Here is a 19,326-nt window from a genome sequence, read left to right as displayed (position 1 = left end):
AAACAACCACCCTGCACCGTTATATATTTTGATCGAAAATTTAGCATCAGTATTTTCTATCACAATGTGTTTTTTTATCTAAATCAGTGTCAATTTGGTGTAGAATCTTTAAAATTTTTTTTGGAAATGGAAGATCATGTCTCAGCTTTCGACAATCATTGAACAAGCGTTTGAAGACCGTGCAAATTTTACTGCAGCAGACTGCTCAGCTGAAATTCGTCAAGCAGTTGAACAAGCTATTTCAGGCTTAGATAACGGAACACTTCGTGTTGCTGAAAAAATTGATGGCGAGTGGGTTGTTCATCAATGGCTTAAAAAAGCGGTATTGTTATCTTTTAAATTAAATGACAACAAACCTGTTGAGTCAGGCGATCTTCGTTTTTACGATAAAGTTGAAACTAAATTTGCACATTGGACGGAAGCTCAGTTCCAAGAAGCTGGAATTCGTGTGGTACCCCCTGCTGTGGCACGTAAGGGTTCTTTCCAAGCGAAAAACGTGATCATGATGCCATCGTATGTCAACATTGGTGCTTACGTCGATGAAGGCACAATGGTTGATACTTGGGCAACAGTTGGTTCATGTGCTCAAATTGGTAAAAATGTTCATTTGTCAGGTGGTGTAGGGATTGGTGGTGTACTTGAGCCACTTCAAGCGAACCCAACAATTATTGAAGACAACTGCTTTATTGGTGCACGTTCTGAAATCGTTGAAGGCGTGATTGTTGAAGAAGGTTCAGTAATTTCAATGGGCGTATTTATTGGTCAATCGACTAAAATTTATGACCGCGCAACGGGCGAAGTGCATTATGGCCGCGTGCCCGCAGGTTCTGTCGTTGTTGCAGGTAGTCTTCCATCTAAATGCGGTACTTACAGCTTATATGCTGCCATTATCGTGAAAAAAGTAGATGCACAAACACGTTCTAAAACAAGCTTGAACGATTTACTACGCGAGGATTAAGTCTCGATTTTTCGGAACTTAATGTTCCTCAGAGCTTTAGTCGCTCTTCGTCTCTACGGTTAGTCTTAATCGTAGAGATTTTATTTTTCTATCTGTTGTATTTTATCTTCCTGATTTTATTTGGTTAACTTTGTTATGAGTACTTTGCGATCTTCTGCTATTCCTGTTTCTGATCCTTCTGCAGGTTTACGCATTACAGAAATCTTCTATTCACTGCAAGGTGAAGCCGATGCTGCGGGCTTGCCAACTGTATTTATTCGTCTGACGGGTTGCCCTTTACGTTGTACTTACTGCGATACTACTTATTCTTTTGAAGGCGGTGAGCGTCAGTCATTAGATCAAATTATTCAAACAACACTCGACTTTAAAACCCCATATATTTGTGTGACGGGTGGTGAACCACTCGCACAGCCTAATGCCATTCCGTTGATGAATCGTTTGATTGAATTAGGCTTTGATGTTTCACTTGAGACCAGTGGGGCGTTGGATGTCTCTAAAGTCGATCCACGCGTATCCAAAGTCTTAGACTTAAAAACGCCAACTTCTGGTGAAGTTACACGTAATTTGCAGAGTAATTTTGAGTATTTGACTACACATGATCAAATCAAATTTGTGATTTGTAACCGTGAAGATTATGAATGGTCAAAGCAGCAAGTTGAACAATTTCAACTAAACGAAAAAGTAAATACAGTCTGGTTCTCTCCCGCTTTTGCCGTAGAAAAAGCGTCAGTCAAATTGCCTCCACTGGCACGTGATTTGGCGCAGTGGATTTTAGAAGACCATCTGCCTGTCCGTTTCCAGCTACAGTTGCATAAATTGCTCTGGAATGATGAAACAGGGCGATAATCTCGTTTAACAACACGTATAGCAAACTGGCTATACACAACTTGAGAAGCAGATCTAAACTAAATGGGTGTACGCGCTCCCAAGCCTATGCCTTTTCATTTTAATCGTTGAATTTGCTTTTTACAGTCAAATATCTATACATCAATATTTTGGAGATTTGTTATGCGCACTCGTGCCATTGTCTTGTTATCTGGCGGTTTAGACTCAACCACGTGTTTGGCTTGGGCGCAGGCGCGTTATGAATGTATCGCACTGAGCTTTATGTACGGTCAGCGCTCAACGACAGAGCTTGATGCTGCGCGTAAATTATCAAATGAGGCTGGTATAGAGCATCGTGTCATTAATATTGATTTGGGCAATCTTGGCGGTTCTGCCCTGACCGATCACAATATTGATGTACCTGATCATGAACAAGACGGTATTCCTGTAACTTATGTTCCAGCACGTAACACCATTTTCTTGTCTTATGCACTTGCAGCGGCTGAAGTTTTTGGCGCTGAAGCGATTGTGATTGGGATTAATGCGGTTGATTATTCAGGATATCCAGACTGTCGTCCAGAATTTATTGATGCGTTTGAGAAGATGGCGCGCCTAGCAACCAAAGTCGGCGTTGAAGGAAAACCTCTTAAATTTGAAACACCTTTACTACAATTATCCAAAGCAAATATTATTCGCTTAGGGGTAGAACATGGCGTAGACTACAGTCAAACGGTGTCTTGCTACCAAGCAGATGACCAAGGACGTGCTTGTGGCACATGCGATAGCTGTCGTTTACGTAAACAAGGTTTTATGGACGCAGGTATCGAAGACCCAACACGTTATATACCGTAATAACAAGGTACTTTTTATGAAAAATTTAAAATCAAACATTATTCTTTCTACATTTGTTTCTGCGATTGCATTGGCTGCGACTGCCTCTCACGCAAATGATTCAAGCAAAATGCAACAAGCCTACAAAAGTACAAATGTAAAATCTGCACTCATTAATGTTTGTAAGGAAGAAACTGCAAAAAGCAAAAAACTATCTGCTGCTGAAGTAAGCAAGTACTGTTCATGTGCAATTGATGCAGATGGTAAATTGACCAATGCGCAAAAATGGGAAATCCAAAGTACCATTAACCAAAAGAAAAGCCCTGCGACTTTAAGCTTTGTTCAAAACCAAAATAAAGATCTTCAAGCGTGCTTTGGTCCTCAGTTAACGGGTAAATTAAAAACTTTAACTGAAGAAGCAATGAAAGCAGCTCAAGCGAAAAAATAATCGTTTTGAGTCATGCCCATGAGCCACTTTATGTGGCTCATTTTTTATGTAAACTTCTAATCAATATTTATAGATACACTTTTGCTTTTTTGGAGAAATACATGACCACGGAATCAATAAGCTTGCCGAATCAAAGCTTTTTAACCACTACAAGCGAAGTGAATTTAACTGAAGTTGCTACAGAATGGTTAATCCTTTATTTCTACCCTAAAGATTCAACCCCAGGTTGTACCACACAGGCTGTCAGTTTTTCAGGTTTAAAAGATCATTTTGATGCCTTAAATACTACGATTTTTGGCGTATCGCGTGACTCAGTCAAAGCACATCAAAATTTTACTGAAAAACAAGCATTAAGCATCAACTTGATCAGCGATAAAGAAGAAGTGCTGTGCCAACATTTTGATGTGATCAAAGAAAAGAATATGTATGGTAAAAAAGTGATGGGTATTGAACGCTCAAGCTTTATTTTCCACAACGGTACGCTTGTCAAAACGTACCGTAAAGTCAAAGCGGCAGGACATGCTGAACAAGTGTTGGAAGATTTAAAAATGCTTCAAGGCAAGTAAAATCTGCTTGGTTATAGCTTAATTACTATAGCTTAATTACTACCGCTTAGTTATCAAAGCCCGTGAATACTGGATCAGACACCCACGCAAAAAGATTACGTTTAAAATCCCCAATTGGGGATTTTGTAAATTTTGCTCTGCATAATTTCGATTTTTAGAGATTCAACAGTCCTTAGATATTTAAAACTAAGGACAACGCAATGCCCCACATCATCATTCCAATCAGAATATCCAATACCCTCCATGCTTTGGGATTTTGAAACCAAGGCAACAAGAATTTCGCACCATAACATAGACTAAAAAAGAACAACCAAGATGAGATCACCGCACCTAAAGCAAACCACCATTTATAGGGTGCATATTGGGAGGAGATCGACCCCATCAACACAACAGTGTCCAAATAAACATGCGGATTTAACCAAGTAAAGGCCAAACAAAGCAACACAATTCGTTGAAGGCTTGAAGGCGAATCTGCATCAAGTGAAATTGCCTGCTCCGTTCTATACGCACTATAGAAATGCTTTGCTCCATAGATCAATAAAAAGAGTGTCCCTAAATATTTAGAGACGATAACCACATGAGGATAGTGCTCGATCACCTGTGCAAAGCCTGCAACACCTAACAGAATTAAGATTGAATCAGAGCCTGCGCAGATCACACAAATCCATAATATATAGTGCTGCTTTAAAGCTTGCTTCAACACAAAAGCATTTTGTGCCCCTATAGCCACAATTAAACTCAAACCAATTGCAAATCCACTTAAGAGACTGTTTAACATTTCAGATTGCCATTATTTTTAATGATGGAATTATCTATCAATATTGATTTAATTCATTAAAACTAAGTTAATATCAATCTAACTAAAAACAATTAAGTTAGATCAATGCTCAATAGTAAACAAACCGATGCATTTTTTGCAGTCGCACAGACGGGCAGCTTTGATTTGGCGGCAACGATGCTCAATATCACTGCTTCTGCGGTGACATTGAGAGTGCAAAGCCTAGAAAAATATTTGGGGCATTTACTCTTGGTACGTGATCGTCCGTGTCGAGTGACCAAAGCTGGTCAAACCTTACTCACTTATTTACAGCATCAAAAGCGCTCACAGCAAAGCTTGATGCAAGATTTGGGCGGACAAGACGTTGAAAATGGATTTTATCAACTCAATATTGCAAGCAATGCTGACTCATTGGCCTCATGGCTGTTGCCGACCCTACAATCTACTTTGCTTAAACATCAGATGACCTTACACGTCGAAGTCGATGATCAATCTCGAACACATCATTTACTTGAAGCGGGTCGAGTGAGTGCATGTCTGAGTACGCAAGCAGATGCAATGAAAGGCTGTGTTGCGGAACAACTGGGCAAGATGCATTACCACCTTTTGGCAACACCTGAATTTGTGAACAGATGGTTCTCAACAGGCTGTCATCGAGACAGCTTACGATGGGCACCTGCCGTCATGTTTAATGAAAAAGATCGCTTACATAGCGACTTTATTTTACAACATTTTGGTCTTAATCCGACTCAGTATCCGCATCACCTCATTCCCTCTTACAGCGCTTTTTATGATGCGATTTTCTCAGGGCTGGGTTTTGGCTGGGTACCTGCATTTCAAGCCAGACAGGCAATGTTACAAGGAGATTTAGTCGAAGTGATCAAAGACGCAGTATTAGAATTATCGTTGTATTGGCATCATTGGAAACAGCAGTCAACACAACTTGAACTGCTGACTGAAGTGCTGTGCCGTGAAGCCAAACATGCCATGAATGCGGCAAACTAAGCACATTGAGAATCAAAATCAGGGCTCAAATATAATCGTGTCAATCAACTTGAGCTCTGTTGATTCAAAATTAAATATTGGAAAAATCTTGCTGTTCAAATTTGGTTTTTAGCTGGGTATATAACACTGTTTGCTGAAAAGCACGCAGAAAATCAGTTGTACCGAGTGGTAAAGCGGATTCCATAATCTCACCACGATAATACGCTTCTCGAAGCGGCGTCGCTGACATTGAACCGACCAAGCTCTCGAGTTTTAACATTTCCCACTCCGGAAAAAGTGCTAAATAATAAGACGAATCATCTTTAAAATGCCCTATCAATCCAACTTTATCATCACTTGTGACACGCTCTGCCACCAAAGATTTGACTAACTTCACCCATTTCACATCATTATAAACATCAATGACATGTACAAAATGAATGCGTTTTTGATCTGCTTCTGAAAAGTTAGACAGAACCATCTGTTCACGCTCTAAAGCTGAAAATGGGTTTTTGATATTTCTTTCACTTTGTGCCGAACCCAGTGCCAAAATAATATGCTGACTGTTATTTAATGCAATTTTGATGGTCTGCATGTGCGCCAAATGAAAGGGCTGAAAACGACCAATAAACACCAAGTAATCAAATTTATATTGCATAGGGCATCTTATTTTTTATGAACTCGCCAGTTGTGTCGTACCTAAAAATATGCGACATAATAAGCGTCATAAAATTAAATTCAGTTTAAAGCAAGGATAGTACGATGACACTGAGCTGTATTCAACAACCACATGAACATTTGGACGCGAATTTAACCGATGGCGTATTGACGTTGGCGATTAATCGTCCTAAAGCCAAAAATGCCCTGTATGGTGAATTATATCTTTGGATTGCAAAAGCTTTGGATGAAGCAGATGTGGACAAAGATGTACGTGTGGTGATTTTACGTGGTGCGGATGCAGATTTCAGTGCTGGCAATGACATGCAGGACTTTATGAAGTCTGCTGCAATGAAAGATCAAATTCGTCCACAAGATGGCCCTCCTTTTGTCTTGCTTAAATCTGCTGCACAATTTTCTAAACCGCTCATTGTTGCTGTTCGCGGTGTGGCAATTGGCATTGGTGTGACGATTTTGCTGCATGCAGATCTGGTTTATACAGATCATACTGCAGTCTTCCAAATTCCTTTTGTGAGTCTAGGCCTATCTCCAGAAGGTGCGTCAAGTAAGTTATTGGTTAAGCAAGCAGGTTATCATCAAGCCGCTGAACTTCTTCTTACTGCACAAAAATTTAACAGTGAAAAAGCGCTTCAAATCGGTTTGGTGAATAGCATTGAAGAGGATGCCTATGCCAAAGCGGCTCAGCAAGCTCAAACTTTGGCTGCATTACCGCTTGCCTCATTGGTGCAAAGTAAAGCCTTGATGAAACACAATGTAAAAGAAATTGTCGAATGGATTGACCATGAAGCTGAAATCTTTATGCAGCGTGTTGGTTCACCTGAAATGATGGAAGCTGTGGGTGCCTTTATGCAGAAACGTAAACCTGATTTCACTCAGTTCAATTAATTTTTTGCACTTAAATAGACTCGCTCAAGTATGCATTTTGTATTTGAGCGTAGCTTCCTCATATCCGAGTGTTAGGATATTTTTCTATTTCTCCCACATTTTGAGCTGATATGACCGACTCTAATCATTCTAATACCAATTTACAGTCTGAATCCCAAAATACCAAAAAACGTTATTTCGAAGCAGCGCCGCTGAATATAGACGTTGAGAACTTTAAGAAAGTGCTTGAAAGTCGCCGTTCGGTTCGAAAATTTACAGATAAAGCCATTCCTACTGAAGTGCTTGATGATTGTTTAGATATGGCACTACTTGCACCAAACTCATCCAACTTACAGCCTTGGACGTTTTATGTAGTGCAATCTGCTGCTAAGAAACAGCAGATAGTCAAAGCCTGTTTAAACCAATTGGCAGCCAAGACTGCATCGGAACTGATTGTGTGTGTCGCGCGTACAGATCGCATTGATGAAATGGCAAAACGTAATGTCAATGAATTTCCATTTCCTGAAATTCCACCTATGATCAAAAAGTACTATAAATTTATTCCTTACAATTATAAAACAGGCTATTTCAATGCACTAGGTAACTTTAAGAAAGTCGCTTTCAAAGTTGCACGTACTTTAAATAAACAACTTCCTGTTACTGCATTTAATGAAGCGGACGCGAAACTTTGGGCGAGTAAAACTACCGCTCTGGCATGTGAAAATTTAGTGTTGGCTTTGCGTGCACATGGTTTTGACAGTTGTATGATGGAAGGTTTTGATGAGCCTTTGGTGTGTAAAACCCTAGGACTCAATGATCAGCAATATCCTGTCATGGTAATTGGTGCAGGCGAACGTGCAGAAGATGGTGTATTTTTCCCGCAGTATCGTTTTGACCGCAAGCTGTTTATTCAAAAAGTTTAATCGATATCGATGATTTGAATAAACTCAAAGGCAGGTTCTTCATAAGGATGGCTTGCCTTTAATGCTTTGGCAACAGCAGATGCTTTGGCTTCAGGGACAATGGTTTCTACCCGCCACTCTGGAATTTGCTCTAAGGTATATAGCTTACCAATAAATGGATTAGCCCCTTGAATCGGTTTGAATTGACCTGTGCCTAAAACTTGCCAAGCACAATGTTCATAGTTGCCTATACCACCCGCCCCTGCGTCAAAAATGGCACGTTTGGTGGGTTCGAGGTGTGATTCAGGGACGTAATAGATCAGTTTTAACATTTCTTAGATTAACCTGCATAAATACAGGTTAATTTTGAATGACCTTGAGCAGTCTCTTCAAGTAAATTTTCAATATTCCATGTATCACCCATAGATTTTTTCATACGGTAAAGTACATCCGCAGGTGAGCCTTTAAAAATAAAGTAGTAAATACCTGACTCTCCCTCTTCAGTTTTATATGACTGAAAAGCAATTTTAATTAAATTCGCATTAAATACATTGAAATTAACAGATAAGTCATTTTGCTTCATATGTTCGGTTTTATAGAATTGATAACCTTGGATACCAAAATATGAACTGTTTTTTATTTTTAATATTTGTTTTCCTGTGTCTAATTTCACGTTTGAGTTTGTGCTTCCTGAAAAATCCTGAAGAATTTAAACAAACTTACTTTTTTCAGGTTGAGAGAAAACATGACAGTTGATTGCATGTTCATCTATCAATTCAGTTATTTGAAAATTTTTAGCATTTGCTGATTGAAGAGCAATAAAAATAGTAAAAGTAAAAATTAGAATTTTATGCATTTTTTATACTCATTTATTTATCATAAATTATAAATGAATTGTTTTTCTACTCATTAAATTTCTGATTAAAGCTCCCACTGACCCAATTAATTAGATGCGTAAATATACATATCCGAGCAAAATCAGCAACAATTGCAATGACACGACCATCCCAAACAAAATCCATCCTTTTTGGCGTAAAACCACTCGGTCTAAATAACGTTCAATTCTTGTCATTTTGTCACCTCATTCATAATTCATTTATTGAACACTTCCGGGGCAAAACTTCTATCCTTCAATAGACAATTTATAACAAGCAAGAAATAAACCAAGTTAAACAATGTAACCCATTATTTTCTCAAATTGATTTTTGATACTCATCTCAAAGAAAAAGCCCCTTTCGGGGCTTCTTCAATTTGACTAATTCATATTCAAATTAATTAACCAGTAAATTTACGGGCATTGCGGAACATACGTAACCAAGCACCATCTTGATCCCAATCTTTAGGTTTCCAAGAATGCTGAATCGCACGGAAGTTACGTTCAGGGTGCGGCATCATAATCGTTGCACGACCATCAACAGACGTCACACCTGTAATCGCTTCTGGCGAACCGTTCGGGTTCAATGGGTAGTGTTGAGTTGGGTTACCTAGGCTATCGACATAACGTAATGTGACTTGATTGCCTACATTTAATGCTGCGATTGAGCCATCAGCAGCAACCACACGACCTTCACCATGCGCCACAGCGATTGGAAGAATTGAACCTTCCATATCTTGTAACAATACAGAATTTGATTTTTCTACACGAACATTGACTGCTCGTGCTTCAAACATTTCAGACTTGTTGCGATGGAAACGCGGCCAGTTCTCTGCACCCGGAATTAAAGGCGCAAGTTGCGACAACATTTGACAACCGTTACAAATACCCAATGAGAAGGTTTCGTCACGGTTAAAGAATTGTTCAAATTGATCACGGAGCTTTGGATTAAACAATACAGACTTCGCCCAACCGCCCCCAGCACCCATGACGTCACCATAAGAGAATCCACCACAAGCCACTAAGCCTTCGAACTCATCTAGGCTGACACGACCTGCAAGAAGATCACTCATATGGACATCAATGGTATTGAAACCGACTTTATCGAATGCAGCCGCCATCTCAACGTGACCATTGACCCCTTGCTCACGCAGGATCGCCATATTTGGACGGCGTAAATTGATAAATGGCGCTTCAATTTCTTCATTCAAATCGAATGTAGGTTGTGCAATCAGACCTTTGTGATCTTTATTGGCAATCAAACTATATTCTTGATCTGCTGTTTCAATATTGTCACGTAAGCGTTGAATTTGATGTGAAACTTCAGTCCACGCTTGTTGCAATTCAACACGGCCTAAGCTCAAGCCATTTACAGTTAAGCTATCTGTGGTATTGACTGTACCCACCACTGTAATCGCATCTTTAAGCGTAGAGGCAGCAACTTCAGCTTCTAAAGTCGCCCAGTCTGCTTTAGAAATTTGCAATACAGCACCGATTTCTTCAGCAAATAAGCCAGCAATCGATTGATCTTCAAGCGCCACGCCTAAACGTGATGCAAACATCATTTCAGCAACAGTTGCCAATAAACCACCATCACCAATATCATGGTAAGCCTTGATCAAACCGCGGTTGTTCCAGTCTTGCACCAAGGCGAAGAATGCTTTGAAGTCATCAAAACTGTCAACGTCTGGTGTGACAGAACCAATCGCTTTATAGACTTGCGCTAAGATCGAACCACCTAAGCGGTACTGACCTTTAGACAAATCAATACGCACAAGAACAGATTCAATATTTTTAAGTTCTGGTGTTAACGTCTTGCGTACATCAAGAACAGGTGCAAATGCAGTGATCACGCCTGACATTGGTGAAGTCACAGACTTATCTACACCATCATCATTCCACGTGGTACGCATAGACAGCGAGTCTTTACCGACTGGAATAGCGATGCCCAGTGCTGGACACATTTCCATACCAATGGCTTTGACGCCTTCAAACAAAGCTTGATCTTCGCCCGGTTGACCCGCTGCTGCCATCCAGTTTGCAGACAGCTTAATGTCGCTAATCTGTTCGATGTTGGCACACATGATGTTTGAAATCGATTCAGCCACTGACAAACGTGCTGACGCAGCTGGATTTAGAAGTGCTACGGGTGGACGTTCACCCATTGCCATAGCTTCACCGGTAAACCCTTTTAGGCTTGTTGTCGTGACAGCAGCATCTGCCACAGGCACTTGCCAAGGACCCACGAATTGATCACGAGCAACCATACCGGTAATCGAGCGGTCACCAATGGTGATCAGGAATGATTTAGAGGCAACGGTTGGATTCTTCAAGACACGGAAAATCGCATCTTTTAATTCAACTTTTGCAGCGTCAAAGTCATCGCCTTTACGCTCTATCGTTTCGTATGATCGGCTCATACGCGGTGTGCCACCCAGCATCACTTGCATGGGCATATCCACGGCTTTATTGTCAAACAATGGATCTTCAACGGTTAAGTGACGTGCTTCAGTCGCTTCACCCAGTACCGCAAACGGACAACGTTCACGCGCACAGATCGATTCGAACAATTCTAATGAGCTTGGGCGAATCGCAAGCACATAACGCTCTTGCGCTTCATTGGACCATATCTCCATTGGAGACATGCCCGGCTCTAAGGATGGAATTTTACGTAAGTTAAGAATCGCACCCAATTCATGATCATTGACCAGTTCAGGCATGGCATTAGACACACCGCCCGCACCAACATCATGAACAGATACGATTGGGTTGTTGTCTTCAAAGCGCCAGCAGGTATCAATCACTTCTTGGCAACGGCGTTCCATTTCTGGGTTTTCACGCTGTACAGAAGCAAAATCTAAGTTTTCACCGAGTTTACCGCTGTCTACAGAAGACGCTGCGCCACCACCTAAACCAATCAGCATTGCTGGTCCACCGAGGACAATCAGCAAATCACCCGGTTGGATCGGATCTTTTTCAACGTGGTCTGGACGAATATTACCGTAACCACCCGCGATCATAATCGGCTTATGGAAGCCTTTGACATCGCCATTCACGTTTTGTTCAAAGGTACGGAAGTAGCCATTTAATGCAGGACGACCAAACTCATTATTAAACGCAGCACCACCGAGTGGCCCTTCAATCATGATTTGTAGTGCAGACGCCATACGTGACGGTTTGCCGTAGTGGTCTTCCCACGGTTGTTCAAAGCCCGGAATATTCAAGTTAGACGTGGTAAATGCGGTTAAACCTGCTTTTGGCTTACCGCCACGACCTGTTGCGCCCTCATCACGGATTTCACCACCAGAACCTGTCGCAGCGCCTGCAAATGGTGCAATCGCTGTTGGATGGTTATGGGTTTCAACTTTCATTAAAATATGAGCCGCTTGGCTCTTATATTTATAGACATAGTGCCCGTTTTCATCAGGTTTTGGATAAAAACGTTGGGTGTCATAGCCTACAATGACAGAGGCATTGTCTTTATAGGCAGACAACACGTCAGTAGGCGATTCTTTATAGGTGTTTTTGATCATTTGGAACAATGACAATGGCTGTTTTTCGCCATCCACTGTCCACTCAGAACCAAAGATTTTATGACGGCAATGCTCAGAGTTTGCTTGGGCAAACATCATCAGCTCGATGTCATTGGGGTTACGCCCCATTTTAGTAAAGGCTTCCGTTAAATATTCGATTTCTTCAATCGACAATGCGAAACCAAATTCATTGTTGGCATCCACAAGCGCTTGTTGACCTTGACCTAAAATATCAATGCTATTTAAAGGTTTCGGTGCAGTCTCAACAAACAATGCAGCCGCTTGATCAATCTCAGTAAACAAGGATTCAGTCATACGGTCATGCAAAGCAAGTTTTACTTCATTCGACACTTCAGAGATGCCTTTTAAAGTAAACAAAACACCGCGTTCAAGGCGGTGTATCGGGATATTACAATTGGCAAAAATATCAGTCGCTTTAGATGACCACGGAGAAATTGTCCCCAAACGTGGCGTGACAAGGATCTGAATTTCATCAGCTGCTGCTTGGCGAAGTTCAAATGATTGACCATCATTTAAAAGCGCTAATGCAGATTGATGCTGCGGCTCGTTAAGGGCTTGATCAAACAGATAAATCCATTGACTTTCAATTGATTGAACTGAACTCATTGACGTTAAACGATTGAAGAGTTGAGTTTTCTTAAAAGAAGAGTGTGCTGGTGCACCGGCCACGATATACATGCTGATTTGGCTCCGCGGGCAGGGTCTTGTGGACCATACCGCCAATGTGACTTGAAGAGAGCGCATATTCTACTGCGTATTGAGTGAATCATCTAGATAAAAAATTGGCTTTATGGTGTTTAATGCCAAGCAATTCTTTAAGAAACTGTGTAATTTCATATAAAAAAATTGAATTAGCAATATAATTTCGTGCTAAAAAGCTTGTATCTAAATGATTCGAAATAATATCTTCAAATATTTATTAAAATAAGAGATCAAATAGAAATGATTCAAACACTCCTATACCACTCCCCCGACAACGATCAAATTCTATTTCAAAAAATGACGATTTCCCTCAATGAAAGTTGCATGGTATTTAAGATTTGCACCCAAATTTCATCAGTATGACTCTGCGTGAGATTTGTTCCAGAACTTAATTTTACAAGTTAGAAGGATGATATAAGATATTTTAATTGAATAGACCAGAAGATTGGGATCTGCACATCAAATGAGAACATACCTTAGAATTTTGATGGCTATTCAAGTTGATATCCACAAATTTTTTAACGTGCGATAGAGGTTTAAAATCCTCTCTTCCTTGAAATCAAATAGTGTGAAATTTCTCTTTCGAACTCGCCATTTGGAAAAGTTTATCTGGAATTAAATGCTGTATTTTGTACGTTTTTGCTAATTCAATAATCTTATTGCTGCCGATCCAATCAATATACTTAAGTGGCCCTCCAAGATATTTAGGGAACCCTACCCCCATCACCATTGCTGAATCCAACTCATAAGGATACTCAACAATTTTTTCTTCAAGACACCACACTGATTCTAGGAGCATGGGTAACATTAGATAATGTAATATGTCCTGATCTTCTAAATGATAAGTATTATTTTGAGGTGGTTGAACAATCATCTTTGGATTTAATGATTTCTCTTTTTTATTAGCATAGACATAAAAGCCATTATCATTTTTTGCGCCCAGCATTCCCTTAGACACAGCTACTTCCAAAATAGCAACATGAGAAGAGTCCATTCTTTCAGGATAGGCATCGGCAATATTGATTAGAACATGGGTTAACGTATCAAATCCGACGACATCTTGTAACAATGCAGGTCCCATAGGCCAACCAAAATCAACCATAACTGAATCGATTCTTTCAATTGAGATACCTTGTCTTACTAACTTTAAAAAAGCAATCATATAGGGTGTCAAAACACGATTAACCAGAAAACCCGCACAATCATTTACAACAATTGGCGTTTTTTTTATGTCCTTTACGTATTGAATAGCTTTTTCAACGATACCAGCTTCAGTCAATGGCGTCTTAATTACCTCTACTAAGTCCATTTGTGAAACCGGATTAAAAAAATGTAACCCGATGAGTCTTTCTGGATGAGCAAGTGAAATAACAAGATCTTTTAAGCATAGCGATGACGTATTCGTAGCAAAAATACAATCATGATTTACAATTGTTTCAAGCTCTTTAAGCACGTTATGCTTTATATTTAATTTTTCTGTTACAGCTTCAATCACAATTTCACATTGATTAATAGCGCCTAATTTTTTGCTTTTATGAAACTGATTCAATACCTCAGATTGCTTTTTTTTATTGATTTTATTTTTAGTGACTTCTTTACTCATTAATCTATGAAATTCATTTGAACACTCTTCTAAGGATTTTTCTGAAATATCATAAACTGTCACATCTATGCCATTTCGTGCGTTTACATACACTATCCCACCACCCATAATTCCAGCACCAACTACTCCAGCTTTTTTTATAGGGACAAAGCTAGATGACCTATTTAGATTTTTTTTAAGTTTTGAATTATTGATAAATAATTGTACCAGACCTGTCGCTGCCTGTGTTTTAGCAATCTCACTAAATTTTACTGACTCGTGTATTAATGCATCATTATATGATAAATCCATTGAGTCATAGATCAGCTTAATTACTTCAGAAGCAGCTGGATAATCCTTCGCATTTTTAGTTTTATATTTACTGAGTGTAGACTGGTACTCTGCATGGTTAATTCGTTTTTCTACTGGAAGCGCAGATTGTTTACTTTTACGAATTAATTTCCAATCTATTGTACCATCGATTGCATCATTTAAAATTTTATAAGCGCAATTCAAAAGCTCATTTTTTTCACATATTTTGTGTACAAGACCATACTCTAAAGCTTGTTCCGCACCAACATTTCTGCCTGAGGCCATCATATCAATAGCGATTTTAGTATTTGTTACGCTAGGAAATCTTACAGTGCCACCATAGCCTGGTATAAGTCCAAGAGTTACTTCAGGAAATCCCAAATGAGCATTTTGCTCAATAACCCTTAAATCAGTTGTTAAACTAAGCTCTACCCCTCCTCCAAGAGCAAAACCATTGATCGCAGTTAATGTGGGATAAGGTAAACTTTCAAAAGCAGTTAAAATGGTGTTTTTTTCCAAAACTTCCGATAAAATATCCTCAGTGTTTAATTGCATTAATGCTGGAAATTCTAAGATATCTCCCCCTAAAATGAAATCATTTTTATTGCTCATTACAAGCAAACCGCTGATATTTTCACTATCAGTAAGGGTGATTAATGCCTCATGTAATTCTAAGAGTGTACGTTTATCAAGTTTATTGATACGAGTATTTTTCCTATCGAAACATAGCATGACAATATCATTATGAATTTTTTTTAAACTAAGCGTTTGACCTTGGTACACAACCATCACCTTGGAATATATTTTAGTTATTAAACCAATCAAAAGGAAAAAAAAGTATTGTTCAATTGGACTAATATTATTTTCAGCGGTTATTTTTTAAATTGAGGTTTTCTTTTTTCCATAAAAGATTTAACGCCTTCTTGAAATTCATTTGAATCAAACAACTCTGACTGCTTAATACGTTCATAATCGAGCTGTTCTACAAGAGTATTGACGAAAGATTGACGGTAAAGGTTGTTAATTTCAGATTTGGCATATACTGGAAGGCTGGATAACTGGCTTGCTAACTTCATGGACTCAGTAATTAAAAACTCATCTTTTACAACTTTCCAAACGACTCCCCAATCTTTTGCTTTCTGTGCATCTAATTTCTCACCAGTTAAAGTTAATGCTTTCGAACGCGCCAACCCAATGGTTCGGAGCAACTGCCATGATGAACCTAAGTCTGGAATTAAGCCAAGTTTAGGCATAAATGTTAGTAAAAAATATGATTTTTCTGCCGCAATAATAATATCACCAGCTAAAGCCAATCCAACTCCTGCCCCTGCAGCAACGCCATTCAGAGCGATAATTACCGGTTTTGGGAAATATGTTAATTTAATTATCCAAATATTAAAATAATCTTCCATATCTTTATTAAGATTTTCACCAAGTGACCGATTAGAATTTCCTTGAATTAACTCTTGATTTAATTCAGCACCAGCACAAAAAGCATCCCCATCACCCGTGATCACCAGACTATAGACATTATTATTAGCTTCTAAATCATCTAAAATAGAAATAAATTGCTTAGCAATATCAACATTGAGACTATTAAAAACTTCCGCCCGATTTAATTTTAGCAGTGCTATTTTGTCTAAATATTCAACGATAATGTTTTCTTTCATATAGTATCTCCGCATTTTTTTATATTTCTAGAACGTAATACATTTTTTAGAATTTTACCGGCACCTGATAACGGGAGATCACTTGTAAATTCATAGCTTTTCGGGCATTTAAATCCTGAAAGATATTTTCTACAATGAGCATCTAGATATTGATTAGAGAAGGTATAACCTTCTTTGGGAATAATGACTGCATGTACTGACTCCCCCCACACATCATGAGGTATTCCAATTACAGCACACATGCCCACGCCTTCAATTGCCATAATCACATTTTCAACTTCAGTTGAGTAAACATTTTCTCCACCCGTAATAATCATGTCTTTTATTCTGTCTACTAAGACCAAAAAACCATCTTCTCTGAGATAACCGCCATCACCTGTATACAACCAACCATTTTTAAGCGTATTTTTTGTTTCTTTTGGTTTTTTCCAATATCCCAACATAATATTAGACCCAGATACAATAATTTCACCTACTTGATTACATTGTAATTCTCGTCCTTCACTATCTACGATTTTTACAGTGCATTGATGAAGTGGAAATCCTCCTGATTTTAGATTGTGGTCATGATTATGTGCTTCCATATCTAATACAGTTACACATGGTGATGCCTCTGTCATACCATAAAATTGCACAAAGCCAGCATTAGGAAAAATTTCAGATGCTTTAGTAATGAGCTTACGATTAATTGCAGATCCACCATAAATCAATCTTTTTAGAGTTGTTAAATTATAGTTTTTGGACTCTGGAGAGTTGATTAACATTTGCAACATTGTAGGGACAAAAAAACTTTCAGTAATTTGATACTTCTGAATAGTTTTATAGACTTCAATAACATCAAAACCTTTTAAAATCACAAGCGGCATATGCCTTTGTAAAACTTGTATTAACCAGTTTACGCCACCAATATGAAACAATGGTGGTACCTGAATAGCTATGCCCATATTATTTTGAAGATAAGTAGATGCGATCCACGCATTATTCTTTATATGGCTGTGCGTTAGCATCACCCCCTTAGGCTTTCCTGTTGTACCACTGGTATAAAATACTGCAGCTAAACGGTCATCTTCCGTATAAGAATCTACAATTCCTTGATGATTCCGAACCATCGCATGGTAGATGTTTAGTCCTGGCAAATCATCATCACCCAGATAAATGACATGCTTTAGAAGAGGACAACTGTGCTTCAAATCATTAACTATATCGGTGAAATTTTTATCTACAAAAAGTATTTCAGATTCACATTCATTTAAAACATATACCATCTCATGAATGGCCCAACGTATATTCATAGGGTTAATTACACCACCCAGCCAGAATACAGTTAGCATAGTCTCAATGTATTTATTACTGTTTGGAGCAAGGATACTCATCGGCCTACTTAAGTCTGTATTTAAAGCAGAAATGGCTGATGCAAATCTTGATATATTGTTCTTAAGCCCCTCATATGTCGTGATTTTGTCTTCATAAATTAAAGCATTATGATGAGGGTACTTTTCTATTGCTTCATGCAGAAAACTTGTGATTGACATTTCATCACTCCCTTAAATCCAATTGGTCAATTTATAATATTTATATAAAATAACTTATAGATTTTATTTAAAATAAATAAATACCTCAAAAGAACTAAATTTATTTTTAGTTATTAACAATAAGGTAGTGCATGAATACGACGTGATAAAAATAATAAGTTATTGATATTAAAATATATAAATGAATTATTACACGTTGGTATTTAGCACTACCATAAAATTTAATAAACAATTCATAAATTTTATTTATATAAAGTATTAAAATTAATTTAAGAATTGCAACTTTCATTCACTTGACTTAATTAAATTTAAGGCTAAAAATAAGCCATTCAAAAAAATTTATTATTTAGATCATCTAAATAATATTGAATAATTTTACGTAATGAACAAGGATGGTAAAAGTTTATATTTCACAATATGAATGTAAACCAACATAGAGAAGCAGAATTAAGGAATGAATAATGTTAAATAAATATAATTGTATTAATTGGAATTATCAAGATCGCATTTTAACCTTAACATTAAATAGACCAAATAGGCTTAATGCTATAAATGATGAGTTACATAAAGAGTTAGCAACTCTTTTTATCGATGCAGCAAATGACCCATTATCTGATGTCATTATTTTAACAGGTGCAAATGGATCATTTTCTGCTGGAGGTGATATCGATTGGTTACAAGGTCAAATTGATGATCATACAAAATTTGAACTCACTGCAAGAGAAGCCAAGCAAATTATTTTCGCAATGTTAGATTGTGAAAAACCGATTATTTCTAAAATACATGATAATGCAATTGGCTTGGGGTGTACTCTTGCATTATTTTGCGATGTTATATATGCGGCAGAAAATGCAAAAATAGCAGATCCCCATGTGGGAATTGGTCTAGTGGCAGGTGATGGTGGTGCCATAATATGGCCGCAACTTATTGGATATGCACGTGCTAAAGAATATTTAATGACAGGAAAAGCTTTGACTGGAACTGAAGCTGCGCGAATTGGGTTAATCAACCATGCTGTTCCGGCATCACAACTTGATGAAAAAGTTGAAGAATTTTCAAAAAATATTGCTAATGGGCCACTTAAAGCAATTAAATGGACTAAAGCTAGTGTGAATATTGGTTTAAAACAATTAGCACATTCCATTATGGATACTTGTATTGCATATGAAATGATAACAAACCACACTCAGGATCATCAAGAAGGTCTCGATGCATTTAAGGAAAGACGTCGACCAAATTTTAAAGGCATGTAAATATAAAGGTAGT

18 protein-coding genes are annotated in these 19,326 nt (G+C 38.3%); 9 read left to right on the top strand and 9 right to left on the bottom strand.

Annotation, left to right across the window (positions count from 1 at the left end):
- Window positions 1-136: 136 nt before the first annotated feature.
- The 5 genes from dapD to AMD27_RS05765 all read left to right on the top strand — a co-directional run bounded on the left by dapD (window position 137) and on the right by AMD27_RS05765 (window position 3,628).
- Window positions 137-958: a 2,3,4,5-tetrahydropyridine-2,6-dicarboxylate N-succinyltransferase gene (gene dapD / locus AMD27_RS05785; protein WP_067657560.1), complete on the top strand. Its 822-nt coding sequence runs from the start codon at window positions 137-139 to the stop codon at window positions 956-958.
- A gap of 135 nt (window positions 959-1,093) precedes the next feature.
- Window positions 1,094-1,804 (top strand): 7-carboxy-7-deazaguanine synthase QueE, encoded by a 711-nt coding sequence (gene queE, locus AMD27_RS05780; RefSeq protein ID WP_067657557.1) that lies wholly within the window; start codon window positions 1,094-1,096, stop codon window positions 1,802-1,804.
- Between the two features lie 162 nt (window positions 1,805-1,966).
- Window positions 1,967-2,635, top strand: a complete 669-nt coding sequence (gene queC / locus AMD27_RS05775) for a 7-cyano-7-deazaguanine synthase QueC (RefSeq protein WP_067657554.1) — start codon at window positions 1,967-1,969, stop codon at window positions 2,633-2,635.
- 16 nt (window positions 2,636-2,651) lie between these two features.
- On the top strand, window positions 2,652-3,062 hold the full coding sequence (locus AMD27_RS05770) for a hypothetical protein (protein WP_067657551.1): 411 nt from the start codon (window positions 2,652-2,654) through the stop codon (window positions 3,060-3,062).
- Between the two features lie 101 nt (window positions 3,063-3,163).
- The gene (locus AMD27_RS05765) at window positions 3,164-3,628 is read left to right on the top strand and encodes a peroxiredoxin (protein WP_067657549.1); all 465 of its coding nucleotides are present in this window, start codon (window positions 3,164-3,166) and stop codon (window positions 3,626-3,628) included.
- 172 nt (window positions 3,629-3,800) lie between these two features.
- On the opposite strand, the gene AMD27_RS05760 is transcribed toward AMD27_RS05765, so the two are convergent.
- The gene (locus tag AMD27_RS05760; RefSeq protein ID WP_067657546.1) at window positions 3,801-4,406 is read right to left on the bottom strand and encodes a LysE/ArgO family amino acid transporter; all 606 of its coding nucleotides are present in this window, start codon (window positions 4,404-4,406) and stop codon (window positions 3,801-3,803) included.
- Window positions 4,407-4,511: 105 nt separating this feature from the next.
- Between AMD27_RS05760 and AMD27_RS05755 the strand changes: the two genes are divergently transcribed.
- Complete coding sequence (locus tag AMD27_RS05755) at window positions 4,512-5,411, top strand: LysR family transcriptional regulator ArgP (RefSeq protein ID WP_067657543.1); 900 nt, start codon at window positions 4,512-4,514, stop codon at window positions 5,409-5,411.
- Between the two features lie 70 nt (window positions 5,412-5,481).
- Here AMD27_RS05755 and AMD27_RS05750 read toward each other — a convergent pair whose 3' ends face one another.
- On the bottom strand, window positions 5,482-6,048 hold the full coding sequence (locus tag AMD27_RS05750) for a nicotinate-nicotinamide nucleotide adenylyltransferase (protein WP_067657540.1): 567 nt from the start codon (window positions 6,046-6,048) through the stop codon (window positions 5,482-5,484).
- 104 nt (window positions 6,049-6,152) lie between these two features.
- On the opposite strand from AMD27_RS05750, the gene AMD27_RS05745 reads away from it, so the two are divergent.
- Window positions 6,153-6,953: an enoyl-CoA hydratase-related protein gene (locus AMD27_RS05745; protein WP_067657537.1), complete on the top strand. Its 801-nt coding sequence runs from the start codon at window positions 6,153-6,155 to the stop codon at window positions 6,951-6,953.
- 110 nt (window positions 6,954-7,063) lie between these two features.
- Complete coding sequence (locus AMD27_RS05740; RefSeq protein WP_067657534.1) at window positions 7,064-7,855, top strand: nitroreductase family protein; 792 nt, start codon at window positions 7,064-7,066, stop codon at window positions 7,853-7,855.
- Here the strand turns inward: AMD27_RS05740 and AMD27_RS05735 are convergent.
- From AMD27_RS05735 to AMD27_RS05710, 7 genes are all read right to left on the bottom strand, one after another.
- Entirely contained in the window at window positions 7,852-8,166 is a 315-nt protein-coding gene (locus tag AMD27_RS05735; RefSeq protein ID WP_067657531.1) for an NGG1p interacting factor NIF3, read from the bottom strand. The genes AMD27_RS05740 and AMD27_RS05735 overlap by 4 nt on opposite strands.
- A gap of 8 nt (window positions 8,167-8,174) precedes the next feature.
- Window positions 8,175-8,507 (bottom strand): hypothetical protein, encoded by a 333-nt coding sequence (locus AMD27_RS05730; RefSeq protein WP_067657528.1) that lies wholly within the window; start codon window positions 8,505-8,507, stop codon window positions 8,175-8,177.
- A 273-nt stretch (window positions 8,508-8,780) separates the two neighbouring features.
- Complete coding sequence (locus tag AMD27_RS19275; RefSeq protein ID WP_265733173.1) at window positions 8,781-8,906, bottom strand: KGW motif small protein; 126 nt, start codon at window positions 8,904-8,906, stop codon at window positions 8,781-8,783.
- Window positions 8,907-9,109: 203 nt separating this feature from the next.
- Window positions 9,110-12,940 (bottom strand): phosphoribosylformylglycinamidine synthase, encoded by a 3,831-nt coding sequence (purL, locus tag AMD27_RS05725; RefSeq protein ID WP_067657524.1) that lies wholly within the window; start codon window positions 12,938-12,940, stop codon window positions 9,110-9,112.
- A gap of 583 nt (window positions 12,941-13,523) precedes the next feature.
- Complete coding sequence (locus AMD27_RS05720) at window positions 13,524-15,641, bottom strand: 3-hydroxyacyl-CoA dehydrogenase NAD-binding domain-containing protein (protein ID WP_171254779.1); 2,118 nt, start codon at window positions 15,639-15,641, stop codon at window positions 13,524-13,526.
- An 89-nt stretch (window positions 15,642-15,730) separates the two neighbouring features.
- Complete coding sequence (locus AMD27_RS05715; protein WP_067657518.1) at window positions 15,731-16,528, bottom strand: enoyl-CoA hydratase-related protein; 798 nt, start codon at window positions 16,526-16,528, stop codon at window positions 15,731-15,733.
- Entirely contained in the window at window positions 16,525-18,060 is a 1,536-nt protein-coding gene (locus AMD27_RS05710) for an AMP-binding protein (RefSeq protein ID WP_067657515.1), read from the bottom strand. Before AMD27_RS05710 ends, AMD27_RS05715 begins: the two co-directional genes overlap by 4 nt.
- 461 nt (window positions 18,061-18,521) lie before the next feature.
- On the opposite strand from AMD27_RS05710, the gene AMD27_RS05705 reads away from it, so the two are divergent.
- Window positions 18,522-19,313, top strand: a complete 792-nt coding sequence (locus AMD27_RS05705; protein WP_067657512.1) for an enoyl-CoA hydratase/isomerase family protein — start codon at window positions 18,522-18,524, stop codon at window positions 19,311-19,313.
- Window positions 19,314-19,326: the final 13 nt, after the last annotated feature.

The sequence above is a fragment of the Acinetobacter sp. TGL-Y2 genome (genome assembly GCF_001612555.1).
Taxonomy (GTDB): Bacteria; Pseudomonadota; Gammaproteobacteria; order Pseudomonadales; family Moraxellaceae; genus Acinetobacter.
Note: the sequence above shows the minus strand (reverse complement) of the source record. Positions and strands in the feature narration are given on the sequence as shown.